This is a genomic window from Bradyrhizobium sp. 153 (assembly GCF_023073835.1).
Lineage (GTDB): Bacteria > Pseudomonadota > Alphaproteobacteria > Rhizobiales > Xanthobacteraceae > Bradyrhizobium.
In genome coordinates, this window is record NZ_JADPKH010000009.1 from 1 (window position 1) to 18,660 (window position 18,660).

The 18,660-nt window shown below is 62.8% G+C and carries 15 protein-coding genes and 2 pseudogenes; 11 read left to right on the forward strand and 6 right to left on the reverse strand.

Features of this window, described 5'->3' with window-relative positions; all coding sequences use genetic code 11:
- Positions 1-99 (forward strand): annotated as a pseudogene (locus IVA91_RS01865) (IS5/IS1182 family transposase); the annotation flags it as partial.
- A gap of 163 nt (positions 100-262) precedes the next feature.
- Here IVA91_RS01865 and IVA91_RS01870 read toward each other — a convergent pair.
- Together IVA91_RS01870 and IVA91_RS01875 are read right to left on the reverse strand one after the other, a co-directional pair.
- Positions 263-679, reverse strand: a complete 417-nt coding sequence (locus tag IVA91_RS01870) for a hypothetical protein (protein ID WP_247415943.1) — start codon at positions 677-679, stop codon at positions 263-265.
- A gap of 40 nt (positions 680-719) precedes the next feature.
- On the reverse strand, positions 720-1,010 hold the full coding sequence (locus IVA91_RS01875; protein WP_247280769.1) for a hypothetical protein: 291 nt from the start codon (positions 1,008-1,010) through the stop codon (positions 720-722).
- Between the two features lie 1,019 nt (positions 1,011-2,029).
- Here IVA91_RS01875 and IVA91_RS01880 point away from each other — a divergent pair.
- The 3 genes from IVA91_RS01880 (at position 2,030) to IVA91_RS01890 (ending at position 5,150) form a co-directional block, all read left to right on the forward strand.
- On the forward strand, positions 2,030-2,212 hold the full coding sequence (locus IVA91_RS01880) for a hypothetical protein (RefSeq protein WP_247280862.1): 183 nt from the start codon (positions 2,030-2,032) through the stop codon (positions 2,210-2,212).
- Positions 2,213-3,174: 962 nt separating this feature from the next.
- A complete protein-coding gene (locus IVA91_RS01885) occupies positions 3,175-4,713 on the forward strand; it encodes an EAL domain-containing protein (protein ID WP_247280770.1) in 1,539 nt (512 codons plus the stop codon).
- Positions 4,714-4,784: 71 nt separating this feature from the next.
- Entirely contained in the window at positions 4,785-5,150 is a 366-nt protein-coding gene (locus tag IVA91_RS01890) for a VanZ family protein (RefSeq protein WP_247280771.1), read from the forward strand.
- Between the two features lie 48 nt (positions 5,151-5,198).
- On the opposite strand, the gene IVA91_RS01895 is transcribed toward IVA91_RS01890, so the two are convergent.
- From IVA91_RS01895 to IVA91_RS01905, 3 genes are all read right to left on the reverse strand, one after another.
- Complete coding sequence (locus IVA91_RS01895; RefSeq protein ID WP_247280772.1) at positions 5,199-5,645, reverse strand: CHRD domain-containing protein; 447 nt, start codon at positions 5,643-5,645, stop codon at positions 5,199-5,201.
- Positions 5,646-5,780: 135 nt separating this feature from the next.
- On the reverse strand, positions 5,781-6,065 hold the full coding sequence (locus IVA91_RS01900; RefSeq protein WP_247458298.1) for a hypothetical protein: 285 nt from the start codon (positions 6,063-6,065) through the stop codon (positions 5,781-5,783).
- A 163-nt stretch (positions 6,066-6,228) separates the two neighbouring features.
- Positions 6,229-6,672 carry a hypothetical protein gene (locus IVA91_RS01905; protein ID WP_247280774.1) on the reverse strand — a complete coding sequence of 148 codons (444 nt, stop codon included), beginning with the start codon at positions 6,670-6,672 and terminating at the stop codon, positions 6,229-6,231.
- Between the two features lie 332 nt (positions 6,673-7,004).
- Here IVA91_RS01905 and IVA91_RS01910 point away from each other — a divergent pair, with 332 nt between their 5' ends.
- The 5 genes from IVA91_RS01910 to IVA91_RS01930 all read left to right on the forward strand — a co-directional run bounded on the left by IVA91_RS01910 (position 7,005) and on the right by IVA91_RS01930 (position 13,930).
- On the forward strand, positions 7,005-7,673 hold the full coding sequence (locus IVA91_RS01910; protein ID WP_247280775.1) for a hypothetical protein: 669 nt from the start codon (positions 7,005-7,007) through the stop codon (positions 7,671-7,673).
- A 20-nt stretch (positions 7,674-7,693) separates the two neighbouring features.
- On the forward strand, positions 7,694-9,844 hold the full coding sequence (locus tag IVA91_RS01915) for an adenylate/guanylate cyclase domain-containing protein (protein WP_247280776.1): 2,151 nt from the start codon (positions 7,694-7,696) through the stop codon (positions 9,842-9,844).
- 344 nt (positions 9,845-10,188) lie between these two features.
- Positions 10,189-10,794: an NYN domain-containing protein gene (locus IVA91_RS01920; RefSeq protein ID WP_247280857.1), complete on the forward strand. Its 606-nt coding sequence runs from the start codon at positions 10,189-10,191 to the stop codon at positions 10,792-10,794.
- A 278-nt stretch (positions 10,795-11,072) separates the two neighbouring features.
- A complete protein-coding gene (gene pncB, locus IVA91_RS01925) occupies positions 11,073-12,377 on the forward strand; it encodes a nicotinate phosphoribosyltransferase (protein ID WP_247280777.1) in 1,305 nt (434 codons plus the stop codon).
- Between the two features lie 245 nt (positions 12,378-12,622).
- Positions 12,623-13,930 (forward strand): GGDEF domain-containing protein, encoded by a 1,308-nt coding sequence (locus tag IVA91_RS01930; RefSeq protein WP_247280778.1) that lies wholly within the window; start codon positions 12,623-12,625, stop codon positions 13,928-13,930.
- A 14-nt stretch (positions 13,931-13,944) separates the two neighbouring features.
- On the opposite strand, the gene IVA91_RS01935 is transcribed toward IVA91_RS01930, so the two are convergent.
- Positions 13,945-14,565, reverse strand: coding sequence for a TetR/AcrR family transcriptional regulator (locus IVA91_RS01935; RefSeq protein WP_247280858.1), 621 nt, complete (start codon positions 14,563-14,565; stop codon positions 13,945-13,947).
- Between the two features lie 51 nt (positions 14,566-14,616).
- Between IVA91_RS01935 and IVA91_RS37045 the strand changes: the two genes are divergently transcribed.
- Positions 14,617-14,883: a hypothetical protein gene (locus IVA91_RS37045; protein WP_346015460.1), complete on the forward strand. Its 267-nt coding sequence runs from the start codon at positions 14,617-14,619 to the stop codon at positions 14,881-14,883.
- A gap of 357 nt (positions 14,884-15,240) precedes the next feature.
- Positions 15,241-18,646, forward strand: a pseudogene (locus IVA91_RS01940) (acyl-[ACP]--phospholipid O-acyltransferase).
- The last annotated feature ends 14 nt before the right edge of the window (positions 18,647-18,660 follow it).

The window sequence follows — 18,660 nt, forward strand, 5'->3', positions numbered from 1 at the left end:
TGCCGGCGCCTCTCCAAAGACTTCGAACGCTCTGCCGCTACCGAGCTCGCTTGGCTGCTCGCCGCCCATCTAAGGCTCCTAATTCGCCGTCTAGCCAGAACCTTGATAGCGTCCACGCGCTTTTTGAGTCAGGCTCTCAGGATGAGGACGAAGCGCGCGCAAGCAGTTTCAACGGGCACCGGCGCCGATTATCTGGTTCACCTTTGCCTAGGAGGAGGTGCCCTCCTCGGCTCGCACCGATTCAACCAAAGCTCATCTCGCTTTAGCTGTTGAGCTGCGGCGGCTTGAAATCCGGAAAGCGCGTGAGCATTGCGGTCTTGACGAACTTCAAGTGAGCAATGCTGCTTGCCAATTCCTTGAGCCGTCGCTGGCCATTCGAGATGTCGGCCGCGAAGAGATCCTGATGATAATTGTCGAGCGGCTCTCGCTCGAGATATTCATCGGTGCCATTTCCGAAGGTGACGGACGCACGCGCGAGGGCATCATCAACACGCCGGTTGAGGCCGGCCTGCTCCCTCTCCGCCTCCTGCAATGCTGTTTCAATCGCCGCCAGGACGGCACCGATCCGCACGCGGTCGGTCTCCGCATCACGCTCGACAGAGCGCGCCTTAAAACCCTTGGTCTCGCGGCGGGAGCCGAGAAGATTGTGTGCGCGCGCTCTCAGGAACAGCTGAAACATTTGGGCCATCCCACATTCGAGATCAGGCGGCTACCATCGGTCAGACATAGTTAACAAAGCCTAAATCTTGCGCCCGCTCCGCCTGGCTTTGTTCGATCCATGCCCGCCAGGCTCGTTCGTGCCTGGAATAGAGCTCAAGCCAGCGAAACTCGGTCGCGGCGGCGGCTGCTTCGCTCACGCAAATCTCCGACGCGAATTGCACCTTATTGTTCGGTGAAAGATCCAGCGCTTCGAACTCCGCAGTTTCCTGCAGCGAAAGGCCGATCAGGACACGACGCCCTTGGGCGTCGACGAAATACCTACGGGGCGCATTGCGCCTTTGATCAATCATCTCGAATGGCCCTCATCCATGATCCAAGGCCCTGGAAGATCTTTCAGCCGACGATCAAAGCTACGAACAAACGCGACCAAAATGAGGACGCAAGTCGCGCCCAGCAACACAATCAAATACGCCATCTACGCCTACCCTGCGAGCCGCGAAAAATCGAGATGACTAAACTCTCGCCATGAACTGATCCGTCTTAAGTTGCCTTTCCGAAGCGCTCAAGGACCGCGCCACGTTAACCTAACTGCACATGGTTATTCGACGTTGCCACAACATCAACTCCAACCGAAACGTCGCGCCCCTGGTGTTGCCATCACGATGGACGCTCGCTTTGCCTGACTCTCATCGAGGCCGGCGTGTAGGGCGCATAGAGACGATATCGCGCTGATCGCTTGCGCGAGCGCCACGCCCGCACACCATAGCCGCAGCAAAAGCCAGCTGCAAAAATCGACATCAAAACCAGAATTGCAAGCATGTGGAATGTTCCCAGTTTTCGGAACGCTCCTCCCGGTCCATTTCAACGTGATGTCGTGACGACTTCAAGATCATCGGCGCTGAAACTTTTGTCAGACGAACATGAAGTTTGTGCAACGTGGTGCTCGGAGTTTGGTCGTCGCGGGAAAAGCTAGGCCGGGCGGATGACGAAATCTCTCATTGTTCAAGAGCGACATCCTGCTGGCGATGCTAACCCCTGTTCACCTCGGCAAGCAGCCTGAGCCACGCGCACCGGTGATCGAGCGTGTCTGTACTCTGCGTGATGACGTCGCTTCCGACACATTTTTCGCACGCCGCTGCTGGCGATTGCAGACACCGACGAAACATCCGTGGTTATACGGAGCGTCATGCACCAACTTCATCCCGGTAAGGTTGAGCAGTTAGCTTAATCCGCGTTGGTTGTTGCGAAGTCTCGCATTTCGCTTATCCATCTTCGCACCGGGCTCCCCCAAGCCCGGCCCCACCCAAGCAAAGCCGTCGAGCGAACATGGGTCGCTTGGCGGCTTTGTCCTTATGTCGACGAGAGGATCATGTCGGTTATGGCGCGGAAGCCCTGGTCGTTCAAGGAAGACCGCCGGCTCATGGAGCTGGCCAAGTCTTCGGCTTCGCTGGAAGAGGCCGCGAAAGTTCTCCGACGCTCGCCTGATGCGATCAAGCGCATGGCGTTGCGACTCGGTCTTTCGTTGAAGTCGAAGTCGGACAAGAAGTCCTAGCGCGGAAGCGCGGCAGCGCTCACCTTGCGCCTCGCAGCCGACCTCCCGCGCTGCGGTGCACGCGAACGACGTCACCGACGAGCCCAGCAGGTCATCCCATCCTCTACAGCGCCGCAACACGCCTTCGACGCAGCCACAGCTTCATCCCGGCGGGCGGAACCGAACCAACGCTCGGGTGTTGATGCCCGACTTCACAGCGAGGCCTGGCAGTGCTCAACTTGGCCATTTCCGCGATGTTGATTTGGCTGGCGATCAATATCGCCTTCGTGGTGCTTCGGCTCCGGACCCCCCGCCATCCGGCCACGTCCCACACCCACAGGCCCAGCTCACCTTGTCCCGACGTGATTCCTCTGCGCCATCGCCTCAGGCGGTGAGCGGCGATAGACGCCCGAGGGTCCGTTCGGCTCGTTCAACCTAAAGCGCGATGAGATCAGGATGAATCGTCATCGCGCTTAGGTTTTTGTTTGAGCATGATCTTTTCGGAAAACCGCTTCGCACTTTTCCGGATCACGCCTTAGTTGTTGGTCTTCTTCTGGGAGCCCATTCCAGGGCTGGTCCCGTAATTGGGCGTCCCCGTTCCTTTGAACGCGCCACCCATGCTGTCCGAACCGGAATTCGTCCCAGTGCCGCTGCGGGTCGCCGAAGTGGGCTGCGTGCCCGATGGCCTGTCTTTGGTTCCCTGTGCCGAGGCCGCAGAGCTCCCGGCAATTAGCGCCAGGAGAAGGATGCTTAACGTCCTGATCATACTGCTCAACTTTCCATGCTCGTTCTAATGCTTGCGCCGCGAGATCATCGGCCAGCCATCACTCCGGTCGGCCCGACCGCGCCGGTCCGCCCGTTAAACCCTATCTTAGCCCCCGCTGGCTAGGATCAATTCTCCAAGCCTTGCCTCATTTCGCCTGACCCGGATGAAACGACTGCGACCGACCCTCCCGTTTGCGGCGCTCGTGCTTGCGAGCACGATGGCGTTCGCCTTGTCCGGGCATTTCGCTGCGGACGCCGTCATTCGCCACCAGCAGGCGCATCAGCTGAACGAGTTGACCGAGGTCGTTCTGCGCCGCTCCGAATTGGCGGTCGATTTTGCCGCGGCCAGCCTGGACGAGCTCCCAAAACGCAATCTCGCCAGCTGCGAGCCCGCGGCGTTGCAAGCCATCCGCCTCCACGTCTACCAGCGCTCGGCGATCAAGGACGTCCGGCTCGTCAAGCCGGATGGCTCGGTGATCTGCTCGGCCTATTCCGAGACGCTCGAGTTCGACAAGGGATGGGCGGATCGCCATGACATGCTGCCCTCGCGCGACAAGGCGCTGTCGCTGTTCCGCGTGGAGCAGTTCGGCGGGGACGCCCTAGGCGTGCTCAGGGACATCAATGACAGCTCCGCCCTTATCGCCATTGTCGGCATCAATGCCAGCCTGTTCGACATCATGCCCGCCGAGCTGCGCGCGCACAGCGAGGTGATCCTCACCTTGAGCAATGGCGAGAAGCTCGGCGAATTCCTGCTCGATGCCGACAGGCCCCTGGTGAGACCAATCAGCTTCGAGAGGCATTCCACGCGCTTGCCGCTTCATGCCACGATCCGGCTCGAGCACGCGGTGCTCTCGAGCTGGAACAGCGAGGCCTATTGGCCGGCGCTCGCAGTCGCCCTTGGCCTTGGCACACTCTTCGGCATCCTGCTGGCACGCAGCCGCCGGATGGAAGGGCCGGTCGCCGATCTCGATCGCGGACTGGCAGCTGGCGAATTCAAGCCGTACTACCAGCCCATCTTCGACCTCAGGGCGGGCCGGATCACAGGCTGCGAGGTTTTGGCGCGCTGGGTGCGCCGAGACGGCTCGGTCGTCCCGCCGATGAACTTCATTCCGCTCGCCGAATCCAGTGGACGCATCCAGGCGATGACCTGGCAGATCCTGAGATCGGCGCTGTCCGACCTGCAGCCAATGCTGAGGGCGGACAAGACCTTCAAGCTGTCCCTGAATGTCGTGCCCAAGCAGCTGCTGAGTGCCGGCTTCGTCGAAACGCTGCGTCGCACGGTCCTGACGGCCAGGGTCTCTGCGCGCCAAATCGTGGTCGAAGTCACCGAGCGCGACGAGCTCGACGATCTTGCGCGCGCCGCGGCGGTTGTCGCCGAGCTGCGAGACCATGGCTTCCGCGTCGCCATCGACGACGTCGGCGTCGGCCATAGCGGACTGTCCCGATTGAAAGGCCTCGGCGCCGACACGATCAAGATCGACAAGTTCTTCGTGGACACGATCACCGTGGACGCGTCGACGACGATGATCGTGGAGATGCTGGTGGCGCTCGCGAGGGACCTCCATATGAGCGTGGTCGCGGAAGGCATTGAGACGGAGGAGCAGCTCCGCGCGCTGGTCGCATCCGGCGTGGAAGAGGGTCAGGGTTATCTCGTGGCGCCTCCGCTTCCGTTCGCCAAGTTTGGTGAGCTCGTCGAGTGCCGGCGCGCGGCGCAATCAGGCACGGCGGTGTCAGAGGACACGGCTTTGGTGGCGTAACGGCGGCGCGAGCTTTAACGATATTTTCTGCTTTCGAGGCAGACCGGCAACCGACCGGCTATGCTGGCGCCATGCGCAGAACCCATCTCATTGCAGCCGCGAGCATCTGCCTTGCCCTCATCGTCTACGCCACGCTGGCGAAGCTGGCAGGAAGACCCGCGCTCTTGGGCCATCACGAGGCGTACTGGGTCGTCGTGATCGAGCGCTTCAGTGCCTATGGGCTGCTCGGCTTCCTTCTTTCCTTCTTGCTGCCAGGACGGCTCGGTCTGGCTTGCTCGCTCGTGATCGCGGTCGCGATGGGGCTGGAGCTGATGCAAGCGTTCATACCCGATCGGGATCCGGGCTTTCTCGACGTGCTCCAGAAGGCGGCAGGAGGCACCGTCGGCGTCATGCTCGCCCAGATGATCCTGGCGTTCTTGCCCAGACCGCCGTCCTGAAGCCACCGGTATCGCAGCAAGATGACCGTTCGGACGTACAACCGGTCCTTACTTCATCATCTGGCCGCGCAATTCACCGCCCGGGTTCGCGGCCGTATGGATGTTTGCGTACCATTTTCCGGCCAGTAGATCTGCCGCCTGCGCGTCGGTGAGCGTGGCACTGCCTTGGATTGGGCTTTGCACTGTCTTGAACGGCAAGACGATGCCGGCGTTCTTGCCGGCTTCGCCTGGGCCATGGAAATGCGCGCCCATTGCGGGTCCCGTAAGCCCGGCATAGGTGACGCTGTAAGTCAGAACTTTCGTTTCAGTGTCGTAGCTTGCCTCGGCCTTGCCTGACCCGGTTGAGCTGTTCGGGGGCACTTCATTGCTTCCCTTGAGCTCGGCTTGCAGCATCACGACTTCCGCGTTTGCCGTGCCGCTCATCGCAATGACGCTTCCTATGAGCGCGAGCGTCCCCAACAGTGCCACCGACGGCCGACACCCGGCTTTGCTCATGCATCCCTCCTGCGGACTTCGCGACCCATCGGCTGTGAACACCGACGACAGCCGGAAATTCCGCCATAGAGCTTATGCTGATTCGGGACGAACGCGGGAATTGGCCCTTCGGCCTGGGCCGGAACACGCGGAGGCTCAGGCCGCTCCACGCCTGTTGTGGAGCTGGGTGGGAGCCAGCAGTTCGGCCATCTGCCGGTGGGTGTTGTGCAGCGCCTCAACGGCGCAATCCAGATCGAAATCCGCCTCACGAACGGCTGCAAAGAACTTGGCCGTCAGCGCCAGATCGAGTTTGACGCGCGTCGTCCCGTCGCGACTCTTGCGGCGATCGAGCGACAAATGGATGGCACGCTCCCTGGCCTCCATTGCGCCGCAGCCGCAAAGCGCACCGAGCTCGTCGTATGTCATCCAGATTTGAGGCATGTTCTTCCACCACACTTGATCGGCCGCGAGACTAGTTCTCGCGTCTAAAGGCAGGGTTGCTGCAGCGCGGCCGCGGTGTGATTTCGAAGCAATAGTGTCAATGCAATGCTAATCATCGCGGCGGGCACCCGCGGAGCTGCGCGGATGATCGTCGATTTGGCTTTCACCTGGGCGGGCCCGCCGTGAACGGATGCCGCGGCCGGGAACGGCTGTCGGGCCCCTTGGGCAGCTTGTCGGCATTGAGCTTCACGACCGCGCTCCTGATATCGGCAGCCGGGGCATCTTCCTGACTGTAGATCAGCGTCGCCTCGAATTTCACGTCAGGCGCTTGCTTCGCCGTTCCGGAGCAGATCGCCATAGCGCCGCTGAAGACGCCGGAGAGATAGACTTCGACCTCGTCACGCCCGAACACGGTCGGCGGCCCGTCGGCATGCCGGCGCGTGGTCAGAACGGCCGTGAAACGCTGGTCGTCATCGAATTGATAGGTGCCGCCATAGGTGAAGAAGCTGTCACTGCCCGAAATCCGGCCCTGGGCCAGATGCACGATACCGGTGCCTTGCGCTTGTGCGGTTCTGAACCACGCCGCGTATTTGCCTTCTTTCAGCATGGGAACATCCGTCGTGATTTTCACCCGTATTTGCAACGAACCTGTGGGGCGCGACAATGGCTGCCGCAGCGAGCATTCCGCCACGGTTAACACCCTGCCAAGTCAATCGATCAAATTCCTGCGGGCCGGGAGGCGAAGCCGGCAGCGACGTCAAAACAGTTCTAAGCCATCGTGCCCATGGCTTGATACCCGGTCGCCGATTTGAACCTGTTCCTGATAAAGTGCACCAATATCAAAGAGTGATTCTGGTCACACTTGCCTGGGCGCCCCGCTGCTAAGCATCGGACCGGACGGGGACCGGTAGAGCATCGTCGAATTGGATGAGAATTCCCATGAAAAGCCTGATCGGCGCCCTTGTCGGCGCGTTCTGTATTGCGGCCCCCGCTCTGGCGGAGACCCCGGCCGCGATTGTCGAGGATGTGCAAGGCAAGGTCGACGGCGTCGAGTTCATGGATTATGTGGCGCCGGGCAAGATCATCAAGCTCGGGCCCAAGTCCAGCGTTACCCTCAGCTATCTCAAATCCTGCTTGCGCGAAACAATCAGCGAAGGCGTCATCCTGGTCGGCACCGAGCAGAGCACCGTACAGCTTGGCGACGTTCAGCGCGCCAAGGTGCCCTGCGATACCAAGGCGGCGCAGCTCTCCGAACGCGAGGCCAACCAGAGTGCCGCGACCACCTTCCGGACCGTGCGGTCCGATGCCAAGAACGCTCCATCCAAATTGCCAACGCTCTACGGCATCGCGCCGCTGGTCCAGGCCAAGAGCGGCAGCACGCTCGTGATCGAGCGCACCGACGGCAAGGAGCCCACGATCAGCGTGCCGCTCAAGAACGACGTCATGATCCGCGGCAAATTCTATGACTTTGCCAAGGCCGGAAAGTCACTGACCCCGGGCGGCAGCTATCTCGCCATTCTCGGCGCCAAGCGTTACGCCTTCCAAGTCGACGCCGGCGCCACGGCATCGCCTACCCCGGTTATCGGCCGCCTGCTGCGGCTCGAATAGACGGACCTAGCGAGGCCGCGATGCGGCGGATCGGCAGGCGGGACATCGTTGCGGCGATCCTGATTGCGCTCCTCGCGGGCGCGATCGTCATGTCTCCGCCGCTTCAGACGCTGCAGGGCCTGTCGCTCGACATCCTCACCGCGCTGCGCGGCAAGCTGGCCGGTGAGCGCCGCGATCCTGCAATGTCGCCAGTCGTTGTAGTCGCGATCGATGCGGAAACCTACGACACGCCGCCCTTCAAGGGATCGCCGACGCAAACCTGGACGCGTGAGATTGGACGGATGCTCGGCAGCATCACCGAGGGCGGCGCCAAGGTCATCGGCTTCGACGTAATCTTTCCGAGCTCGATCGAGCAGTCCGAGATTCTCTTCGGCGACGCGCCGCTCGGCACCCGCATGAAGGGTTTTGATCGGGATTATCTGATCGCCCTGCGGCAAATCTCCGACGGCGGCAAACTGGTGCTCGGCGAAATCCTGAACAACGACCACCCGGAAGTGCCCTATCGCGCACAGCAAGTGGCCGTGCGCAACACCATCCGCGCGCTCAACGTACACACTGATCCCGACGACGTGATCCGGCGCATGCCATTGAGCTTTGCCATCGAGGGCAAGCCTGTCCCCGCGATGGCGGTCGAGCTGGCTGCGCGTGCGCTTGGCGCAAAGCCTGAGATTGCGCCGTCCGGCGCGACCGAGTTGTCCGGCTATGCGATCCCGAGCGCGATGCCGAATACAATCACACTCAACTTTCGCGGGCTGGGACGCGACGTTCCGACCTTCTCCTTCGCCGACCTGCGCGCCTGTGTCGAGAAGGGCGATCGCGATTTCTTTCGCCGCGCCTTCGACGGCAAGGTCGTGCTGCTCGGCACGGTCCTGAATTTCGAGGACCGTAAGCTCACCTCGATGCGCTTGTCTGGCGGATATGACGGCACGCCGGCGGCGCGATGCGCCCTGCCCGCGCCGGAGCGTGGCGCGCAACGCCCCCGCAGCGATGTCGCCGGCGTCTTCGTGCACGCCACCGTCGTTCGCAACTTGATCGAACGCGACGCCGTGACCGAGCTCGGCTTTCCCGCGCGGAGCATCCTCACAATCCTGTTCGCGCTCGTCATCGCTTGCGCCGCCTGCGTGCTTGCACCGAGCGGCGCCCTGATCGCCTGGCTCGGCCTCACCGCCGTTTACGCCGCCATGGCTGTCGGTGCGTTCGTTCGCGCACTGGCACTGCCGCTGACCGAGCCTGCGCTCGCAAGTCTTGCCGCGCTCGCGATGATGATCGGCTACCGCTTCGTGCTGGCTGATCGCGACGAGCGCTTCCTGCGCAAGAGCTTTGCGTTCTATCTCGCGCCTGAAGTGATCGACACCATGGTTGCATCCGGCAAGATGCCGGCGCTCGGCGGCGAGATGCGCAACGTCACCATGTTCTTCTCCGACCTCAGCGGCTTCTCAGCGATCGCGGAGACGATGACACCTGGCGAGCTTGTGACCCTGATGAACGAATATCTGTCCGCCATGACCGACATCATCGAGGGCCATGGCGGCTACGTCGACAAATATATCGGCGATTCCATCGTCGCCATGTTCGGCGCCCCGGCCGACGACGTCGCACATGCGCGCAATGCGGTGCGTGCCGCGCTGAAATGCCACGAGAAGCTCGCAGAGCTCAACGCCAACAATGCCGCCTTTGCGGGCCACGGCCTGTCGCATCGCATCGGCCTCAACAGCGGCGAAGCCGTGGTCGGCAACATCGGCTCGCGCCGCCGCTTCAACTACACCGTGATGAGCGACACCGTGAACGTTGCCTCGCGGCTCGAGGGCGCCAACAAATATTACGGCACCGCGATCATGGCCTCCGAAACCACGATGGCGCAGACCGGTGACACCTTCGCCTGGCGCGAGCTCGATGCGATCAGGGTGTTGGGACGCGGCGAGGCGGTCAGGGTGTTCGAGCCGCTGGCGGAGAGAGGCGCGGCGAGCGCCGAGCAGGCGAAGGTGGCCGCGGTGTATGCGGAGGGGTTGGCCTGCTGGCGGGCCAGGGATTTTGTGAAGGCGGCCGAAGCGTTCGAGAGCGCGGCGAAGATCGATCCGTCGTCGGCGCTATTCGCCAAACGCGCCAGAATGCTAATCGCGAATCCGCCCGCGTCGGATTGGAGACCGGTCAATATGCTGGAGGGGAAGTAGCAGTTGATCGCCTCCCTCCAGGGCAGGGTAAACGCGTGCCACCCTAAACCGGCAGCTCCGGGAGGCGCGGATGGGGAGGAAGTCTGACGACCTCGGCCTTTGTTGGCCGGCACGGCCACTTACCTTCGTATATGGTGTCCTATCCTTTGGATAGAGGCCGTTTACCTCAGTACAATTGAGTACGGAATGCTCGCGCCTTAGCGTGACTGCATTCGGCGCCCTGGCGCTGGTGGCATGAAACCTCCCTGACCTTGGCGCAAGACGGCCACCCCTGTCCGGTCGTCTGCGCCGCTTTTTTCAGCAAGCCATCGCCAGCTTTTTGCGAAACTGGAGATTTGTGCACAATGTCTTCTCTTGAGAAGATCGCACTCTTTATCGATGGCTCCAATCTGTATGCCACCTCCAAAGCGCTCGGCTTCGACATCGATTTCAGGCGGTTGCTCAGCGAATTTCAAAGCCGAGGTGCACTGTTGCGCGCCTTTTACTACACGACCGTCATCGAGGATCAGGAGTTTTCGTCAATCCGCCCGTTGATCGATTGGCTCGATTATAATGGGTACACCGTCATCACCAAGCTCGCCAAGGAGTTCGTCGACGCCACCACCGGCCGCCGCAAGGTGAAGGGCTGCATGGATGTCGAGCTCGCCGTGAGTGCGATGGAGCTCGCCGAACACGTCGATCAGATCGTATTGTTCTCGGGCGATGGGGACTTTCGTTCCCTCGTGGAAGCCCTGCAACGCGGCGGTGTCCGCGTGACGGTCGTCTCCACGCTCTCCACTCAGCCGCCCATGGTCGCCGACGACCTGCGCCGACAGGCGGACGTATTCCTCGATTTGGCAGACCTGAAACCAAAAGTGGGGCGCGATCCCGCCGACCGGCCCCGCGAGCTTCGGCAGCCACCGCAATTCCTCGCGCGCGGATCGATCGATCGGGGCGACCGGGTGGAATGATCCTGGGACGGCCGCCGGCACCGTCGAGCACCCTGCCTTCCAGCGTGATGCGTTCGCCCTTGGTGCTCGGCGTCACCAGGACGTCCAAAAGTTCTTCTTGAAGACGTCGAAGCCGGCCATCGCCCGCACGCGAAGGTTGGCCGGCTGCCGATGTTCATGGCGAGCCAGCTCCAGACTGTCGCGGCGATGGCTGCCGCTTGAGCCGGCCCCACCCCACGAAAACCTGATTCCCGCCAAACCCACTGGTTGCGCACGGGGAGCCACGCTAAAATCGCGCCATGACAGTGACCGACATTGCGAGCCGAACCTACAATCACAGCTGGCGGCTGGATCCCATCATCCGCAGCCTGCTCGATACCGATTTCTACAAGCTGTTGATGTTACAGATGATTCGGGAGGATTACCCGAATCAGCAGGTGACGTTTTCGGTCATCAACCGCTCGCGCCATGTGCGTCTCGCCGAGATCATCGACGTGGGCGAGCTGCGCGCCCAGCTCGACCATGCCCGCACCATCCGCTTCACCAAGAAGGAGCTGATCTGGCTTGCCGGTAACACCTTCTACGGCAAGACCCACATGTTCTCGGCGGACTTCATCCGCTGGCTGGCCGAATTCCGCCTGCCCGAATACGAGCTGCGCAAGGTCGACGGCCAGTACGAGCTGCATTTCCACGGCCCCTGGACCCACACCACGATGTGGGAGATTCCGGCACTCGCGATCCTCAACGAGCTGCGCTCGCGCGCAGCGATGAAGGGCCGCGGCCGCTTCGAGCTCGACGTGCTCTACGCCCGCGCCAAGGCCAAGCTGTGGACCAAGGTGGAGCGGCTGCGCAAGCTGGAGAACCTCCGGTTGTCCGATTTCGGCACCCGCCGCCGTCACGGCTTCCTCTGGCAGCGCTGGTGTGTGGAGGCGGTGAAGGAAGGCCTCGGCTCGTCCTTCATCGGCACCTCCAACGTGCTGCTCGCGATGGACAACGATCTCGAAGCCATCGGCACCAACGCGCATGAGCTGCCGATGGTCGCGGCCGCGCTCGCCAGGGACGACGAGGAATTGCGCTGGGCGCCCTATCGCATCCTCGACCAGTGGCGCCAGACCTATGGCGGCAACCTCCTGATTGCGCTGCCCGACGCCTTTGGCACGAAAGCTTTCCTGCGCGATGCGCCGGAATGGGTCGCCGACTGGACCGGCTTCCGCCCCGATAGCGCGCCACCGATCCAGGCCGGCGAAGAGATCATCGCGTGGTGGAAGAAGATGGGCCGCAATCCCAAGGACAAGCTGCTCGTCTTCTCCGACGCGATGGACGTCGGCTCGATCGAGGAGACCTATCACCACTTCGCTGGCCGTGTGCGGCTCTCGTTCGGCTGGGGCACTAACCTCACCAACGACTTCGTCGGCTGCACGCCGGACGGCTCGTTCAATCTCGATCCGATCTCGCTGGTCTGCAAGGTTTCGTCCGTCGACGGACATCCGGCCGTCAAGCTCTCCGACAATCCGGAGAAAGCGACCGGCCTGCCCTCGGAGATCGAGCGTTACCTGCGCGTGTTCGGCGATGCCGGACGCGTGCGCAAGCCGGTGCTGGTCTAGCAGCGGACCAGGCTTCTTTCGATCCGGTAAACCGCGCACGATGAATATGAGGCTTTGGTTCGCCGATGCCGCGCCAGTTCCGATTGACCAGTATTTGACGCGATCTGCGCGCATCCACTTCACAGCGCCTTCACCCTGGGTGCAGTCGCTCGCGTTTTCAGGTCGAGTTAAGCAACATTCTGCTCTACTTCGCGTTGCAGGCCCAACGCTCCGCTGGGATCGTTGATCGATTTGGGGAACGCAGGGTGTTTCGTAGAACAGCGACGTCGACGAAGGGACACAGTCTCCTTCACGTCATCAAGCTTGTCTCGCCTTTCGTCATGGTCGTCGTGCTCCAGGCGGCAATCGCAGGATTCAGCCTCGAGGTGATGTCCTCGGTCCGCGCCTATGTCGCCGGCGAAGCGTTGTGGTCGCGCTCGCAGAAGAATGCTGTTTACTTCCTCAATCGCTATCTGCATTCGGGCGAGGCCAGCCAGTTCGCGCAATATCGGGCCGCGCTCGCCGTTCCCATTGGCGACCAATTCGCGCGCTGGGCGCTCGAACGCGATCCGGTCGACGTCGAGGTCGCCCGCATCGGCTTTCTGCAGGGCGGCAACCATCCCGATGACGTTCCGGGACTGATCTGGCTGTATCGCTACTTCAACCGTGTCAGTTTCCTCCATGAAGCGATCCGGGAGTGGGCTGCCACCGATCCCATGCTGCTGGAGCTCAGCGTGTTCGGCGAGGTCATCCGGTCCGAGTTGGAGAACGGCCCCATTCAAAACGACGGTCGCCTGCAATTCCTGTCGTCGCGGCTCTCGGAGCTCAATACCCAATTCACGGTGCATGCCAAGCGGTTCTCCACTGTCCTCGGTGAAGGCTCTCGTGCCATCAAGGTGACGCTGACGTGCATCAACATCGTCACCGCCGCGACGCTGATCCTGCTCCTGATCTGGCATACGCGGCGGCTGGTGCTGCAACGACAGGCATTCGAGGAGGCCTTGCACGCCGAGAAAGAGCGCCTGGCCTGGCAGGCGTCGCACGACTGGCTGACCGGCCTGTCCAACCGCCGCGCCTTCGAGGCGAGCCTGCAGAGCGAGTTGGACAATGCCGCCGCGGGTCCGCTGGGACTGATCCTGCTCGACCTCGACCAGTTCAAGAGTGTCAACGATACCTGCGGTCACCTTGCCGGCGATCGCCTGCTCTGCCAGGTCTCGCGCCTCCTGCAACAGGACCGGCATGCCCATGATCTGGTGGCCCGGCTCGGAGGTGACGAATTCGGCCTGATCCTGCCGCGGTGCCCGCCCTCGAATGCCGTCGATATCGCCGAACGGCTGCGCCGATCGTTCGAGCTGTTCAATTTCGCCTGGGACGACCGTTGCTTTGCGGTGACCGCCAGCATCGGCGTCGCCTGCATCACCGACCGCAACACCACGCTCGAGGATGCGATGCGGCGCGCGGATGCCGCCTGCTACCGTGCCAAAGAGAAGGGACGCAACCGGGTTCAGGTCGACGGCGTAAGGCCGGATGTCGTCGTCGCGGCAGCCCGGCCGCGCGAAGCGGCGCGCGCTTGACGCTGCCCGCGCCGTCACCGTCGAGGCAAAATTCCAAGGCCGGCGAGATGGGCGTCGAGAAACTGCTCGATCTGCTGACGCAGCATCTGCGGCGGCACGGCCACCATGCGCTCCTCGAGGCCGAGCGAGATGATTCCATGCACGGCCGAAAACAGCGTACGCGACAAAAGCGCGATCTCCACGTCATTCGCATCCGGCAATAGCCGCACCAGCGGTGGATGCATCAGCGCGAAGGCGTCCATGACCATCTGAAGGATGTCGTCCGGATAAGGGCGATCGTCCTCCATCCGATGCTCGAACAACGAGCGCAGCAAATTGGCGTGCTCAGCAAAGAAGTCGAGATAGGTCGCGGCAAGGCCATAGAGCTGACGGACGGGATCCTTGGCAGGAACTCCGCGGAGCCGCGCTGTGAGCGCCTGAACCGTCTCCCGATTGACGGTCAGGATCACCCCATCGAAGTCGCCGAACTCGTTATAGACGCTGCCGACCGAGCAACCGGCGGCTTCCGCGACATCACGGACCTTCAATGATTTCAGCCCCTTAGCTGAAATGATGCCCCGGGCGATCTCCACGATCTGGAGCCGTCGCCCACTTTTTTTCTGCCCGCGCAGTGATTTTTCTTGAACATTGTTCATTTTCAGGCTACCCATGTGAACATTGTTCAACTTAGCCCGGAGACCTGCAAAATGCAAACTCTCGCTGTTGATATCGCCGCCACCTTCGTCGATGACGCCGCAGCTCTCGTGACCGGCTTTGGCCGCGCCCTGCTGCGGTTCGCCATGACTCCAATCGATCGCGTCGCAAATGCCTGCGACATCGCCGGCGTGCTTACTGAGCGGCGCGCGACCTTCCGGATGTGGCGGGCCAACCGTGCCCGTGGGCGTCTCGAGGGCCGCCGGTTCAGCCTGCTCGGCCGCCTCTCGCCCTTTCGCCACCTCTCCCATCTCACCTGAGACAGGCACAGCCGGCACGTTCCGATCGGCTCGAATGCAAGATCGGGTTGCAACGAAGGACTCACCATCTCCGGACATTGGCGGTCGATCTGGCGGACTTCGGCGATGCGGTTCAGCTTTTCCTCAGAACCGGCGCGATATCCGGCAAGCGCGGCCATCTCGCCCGAACTGCGGTCGCGCTCAGATATTTGCGAACCTAACGAGACCACTTGGAGACCAACAGGATCGGAAGAATCGAGGCGACGAAGCAGGCCGGCAACCGTCGTCGCCCTGCAATCACTCATCCCATACCCTTCCGGTCGTGACGCTTCACCGACAACGTAAATCTCAGGCTGCCTTTCCAAAACAGGACTAGTCATGATCAGGGAATTGATGTCGTCACGCCGCTTCGCGCCGCTGTTCTGGGCGCAATTTTTCTCGGCGCTCAATGACAACGTGCTCAAGAACGCACTCGTCATCATCCTGCTTTACAGTGCCGCGACCGGCCACGGCGATGCCCTGGTGACGATCGCAGGCGCCGTCTTCATCTTCCCCTATTTCATCCTGTCCGGGCTCGGTGGCCAGCTCGCCGACAAATACGTCAAATCCGTCGTCGCAAGGCGGCTCAAATTCGCCGAGATCTTCGCCGCTTGCTTTGCGGCCGCCGGCTTCTTCCTGCACTCAGTGCCGCTGCTGTTCGCAGCGCTCGCGCTGTTCGGCATCATCGCCGCCATGTTCGGCCCGGTGAAATACGCCATGTTGCCGGACCAGCTCGAGCTCGGCGAGCTCGCGACCGGCAACGCACTGGTCGAAGGCGCAACCTTCATGGCCATCCTGCTCGGCACCGTCGCCGGCGGCCAGTTCGTGGCCGGCTCCGCGCATATGGGCTGGGTCGCATCGGCCGTGGTCGTGCTGGCCCTGTTGTCCTGGGCCTTCGCCTCCCGCATTCCGGCGACCACGCCGTCTGCGCCCGATCTGCCCGTCAGCGCCAATCCCTGGACCTCGACGCTCAGCCTGCTGAGGACCTTGCACGCCGACCATCGGCTGTGGGACCGCATCGTGATCGTCTCCTGGTTCTGGCTCGTCGGCGCCATCGTGCTGTCGCTGCTGCCGGCGCTGGTCAAGGACGTCGTGGGCGGCACCGAGGGCGTGGTGACGCTGTGTCTTGCGATCTTCGCGATCGGCATCGCCGTCGGCTCGCTGTTCGCCGCCAGCCTCAGCCACGTTCGCCCGAACCTCGCTCTCGTGCCGATCGGCGCCATCATCATGGGATGTTCTGGCCTCGATCTCGCCTGGGCCATCGGCGTGACCACCAGGGGTCAGGACATCACCGCGGCCGGTTTCGCAACCTCGTTCGCGGGCTTGCGCATGATGATCGACTTCGTCGCCTTTGCATTCGGCGGTGGCTTGTTTGTCGTTCCCTCATTTGCGGCTGTTCAGGCCTGGTCGGCGCCGTCCGAGCGCGCCCGCATCATCGCCGCCGGCAACGTGCTGCAGGCGGCCTTCATGGTGGTCGGCTCGCTGTTCGTCGCGCTGTTGCAGGCGGCCGGCCTCCATGTCGGCTGGATCTTCTTCGGCCTCGGAGTCGCGAGCTTCGGCGCGGTGTGGTTCGTGCTGACCAAGTGGGGCAAGGAGGGCGTGCGCGACTTCGGCGGACTGCTGTTCCGCGCGCTGTTCCGCACCGAAATTCGCGGGCTCGAAAACCTGCCGCCGTCAGGCACGCGCATGCTGATCGCGCCCAACCATGTCAGTCTGATCGACGGTCCGCTGCTGCACGCGGTGCTGCCGATCGACGCCAGTTTCGCGGTGGATACCGGCATCTCGAAGGCCTGGTGGGCCAAGCCGTTCCTGCGCGTGGTCAAGCACTACACCATGGATCCAACCAAGCCACTGGCTGCGCGCGACCTGATCAAGCTCGTCGCCGCCGGTGAGCCGGTCGTGATCTTTCCCGGAAGGACGCATCACCGTCTCGGGCTCGCTGATGAAGGTCTATGACGGCACCGCGATGATCGCTGACAAGGCCGACGCGGTGGTCGTGCCCGTCCGCATCGAGGGCGCGCAGCGCTCGCATCTCAGCTATCTCAATAGCAGCCAGATCAAGCGCTCCTGGTTTCCGCGGGTGACGGTCACCATCCTGCCGCCGGTCAAGCTTCCGGTCGACCCGTCGCTGAAGGGCAAGGCGCGCCGCAACGCCGCCGGCGGCGCGCTTCAGGACGTGATGATCGATGCTCTCGTGAAGAACGCGATGCTCGATCAGACGCTGTTCGAGGCGCTCGGCCACGCCTATCGCGACCGCGACACCGGCAAGGTCATCGTCGAAGACGCGCTCGGCACCAAGCTGACCTATCGCAAGCTGATTCTCGGCGCGCAGGTCTTGAGCCGCAAGCTCGAGGCAGGCACCGCCGCCGGCGAGAATGTCGGCGTGCTGCTGCCGAACTCGGCAGGCGTCGCCGTTGTCTTCATGGCGTTGCAAAGCATCGGCCGGGTGCCTGCGATGCTCAACTTCTCCGCCGGCCCGGTCAATGTGCTCGCCGCCATGAAGGCGGCGCAGGTCAAGACCGTGCTGACGTCGAAAGCCTTCATCGACAAGGGCAAGCTCGACAAACTGATGGCGGCGGTCTCCGCAGAGGCGCGAATCATCTATCTCGAGGATGTCCGCGCCTCGATTGGCGTGGCCGACAAGATCAAGGGCCTGCTCGCAAGCACCGCGCCGCGCGTCACCCGCCAGGCCAACGATCCGGCCGTCGTGCTGTTCACGTCGGGCTCGGAAGGAACGCCCAAGGGCGTGGTGCTGTCCCATCGCAACATCCTCGCCAACGCGGCGCAGGCGCTGGCGCGGGTCGACGCCAACGCCAACGACAAGGTGTTCAACGTGCTGCCGGTGTTCCACTCCTTCGGGTTGACTGGCGGAATGATGATGCCGTTGCTGGCGGGCATTCCGATCTACATGTACCCCTCGCCGCTGCATTACCGGATCGTGCCCGAGCTGATCTACCAGACCGGCGCCACCATCCTGTTCGGCACCGACACGTTCCTCACCGGCTATGCACGCTCGGCGCACGCCTACGACTTCCGCACCCTGCGCCTCGTGATCGCCGGCGCCGAAGCGGTCAAGGACCGGACGCGTCAGGTGTTCATGGAGCGCTACGGCATCCGCATCCTCGAAGGCTATGGCGTCACCGAGACTGCGCCGGTGCTGGCGATGAACACGCCGATGGCCAACCGTCCGGGCACCGTCGGCCGCCTGTCGCCGCTAATGGAAAGCCGGCTGGATCCGGTCCCCGGCATCGAGGACGGCGGTCGCCTCTCGGTGCGCGGACCGAACGTGATGCTCGGATATCTGCGGGCTGAAAATCCCGGCGTGCTCGAGCCGCTGGCAGAAGGCTGGCACGACACCGGCGACATCGTTTCGATCGACGCGGCCGGCTTCATCACCATCAAAGGCCGCGCCAAGCGCTTTGCCAAGATCGCGGGCGAAATGGTCTCGCTGTCGGCGGTCGAGAGCATCGCGACGACGCTGTGGCCGCAGGCCGCATCGGTCGCCGTCTCGATCCCGGACCAGCGCAAAGGCGAGCGCATCGTGCTGCTGACGACGGAGAAGAACGCCGAGCGCAGCGCGATGCAGGCCCAGGCCAAGGCGCTCGGAGCGTCCGAGCTGACCGTTCCCGCGGCGATCATGGTGGTCGACAAGGTGCCGCTGCTCGGCACCGGCAAGACCGACTATGTCACGGCAACAACAATGGCCCGCGAGCAAGCGTCGGCACCGGAGCGCGAGGTGGCGTGACGACCGATCGGGGC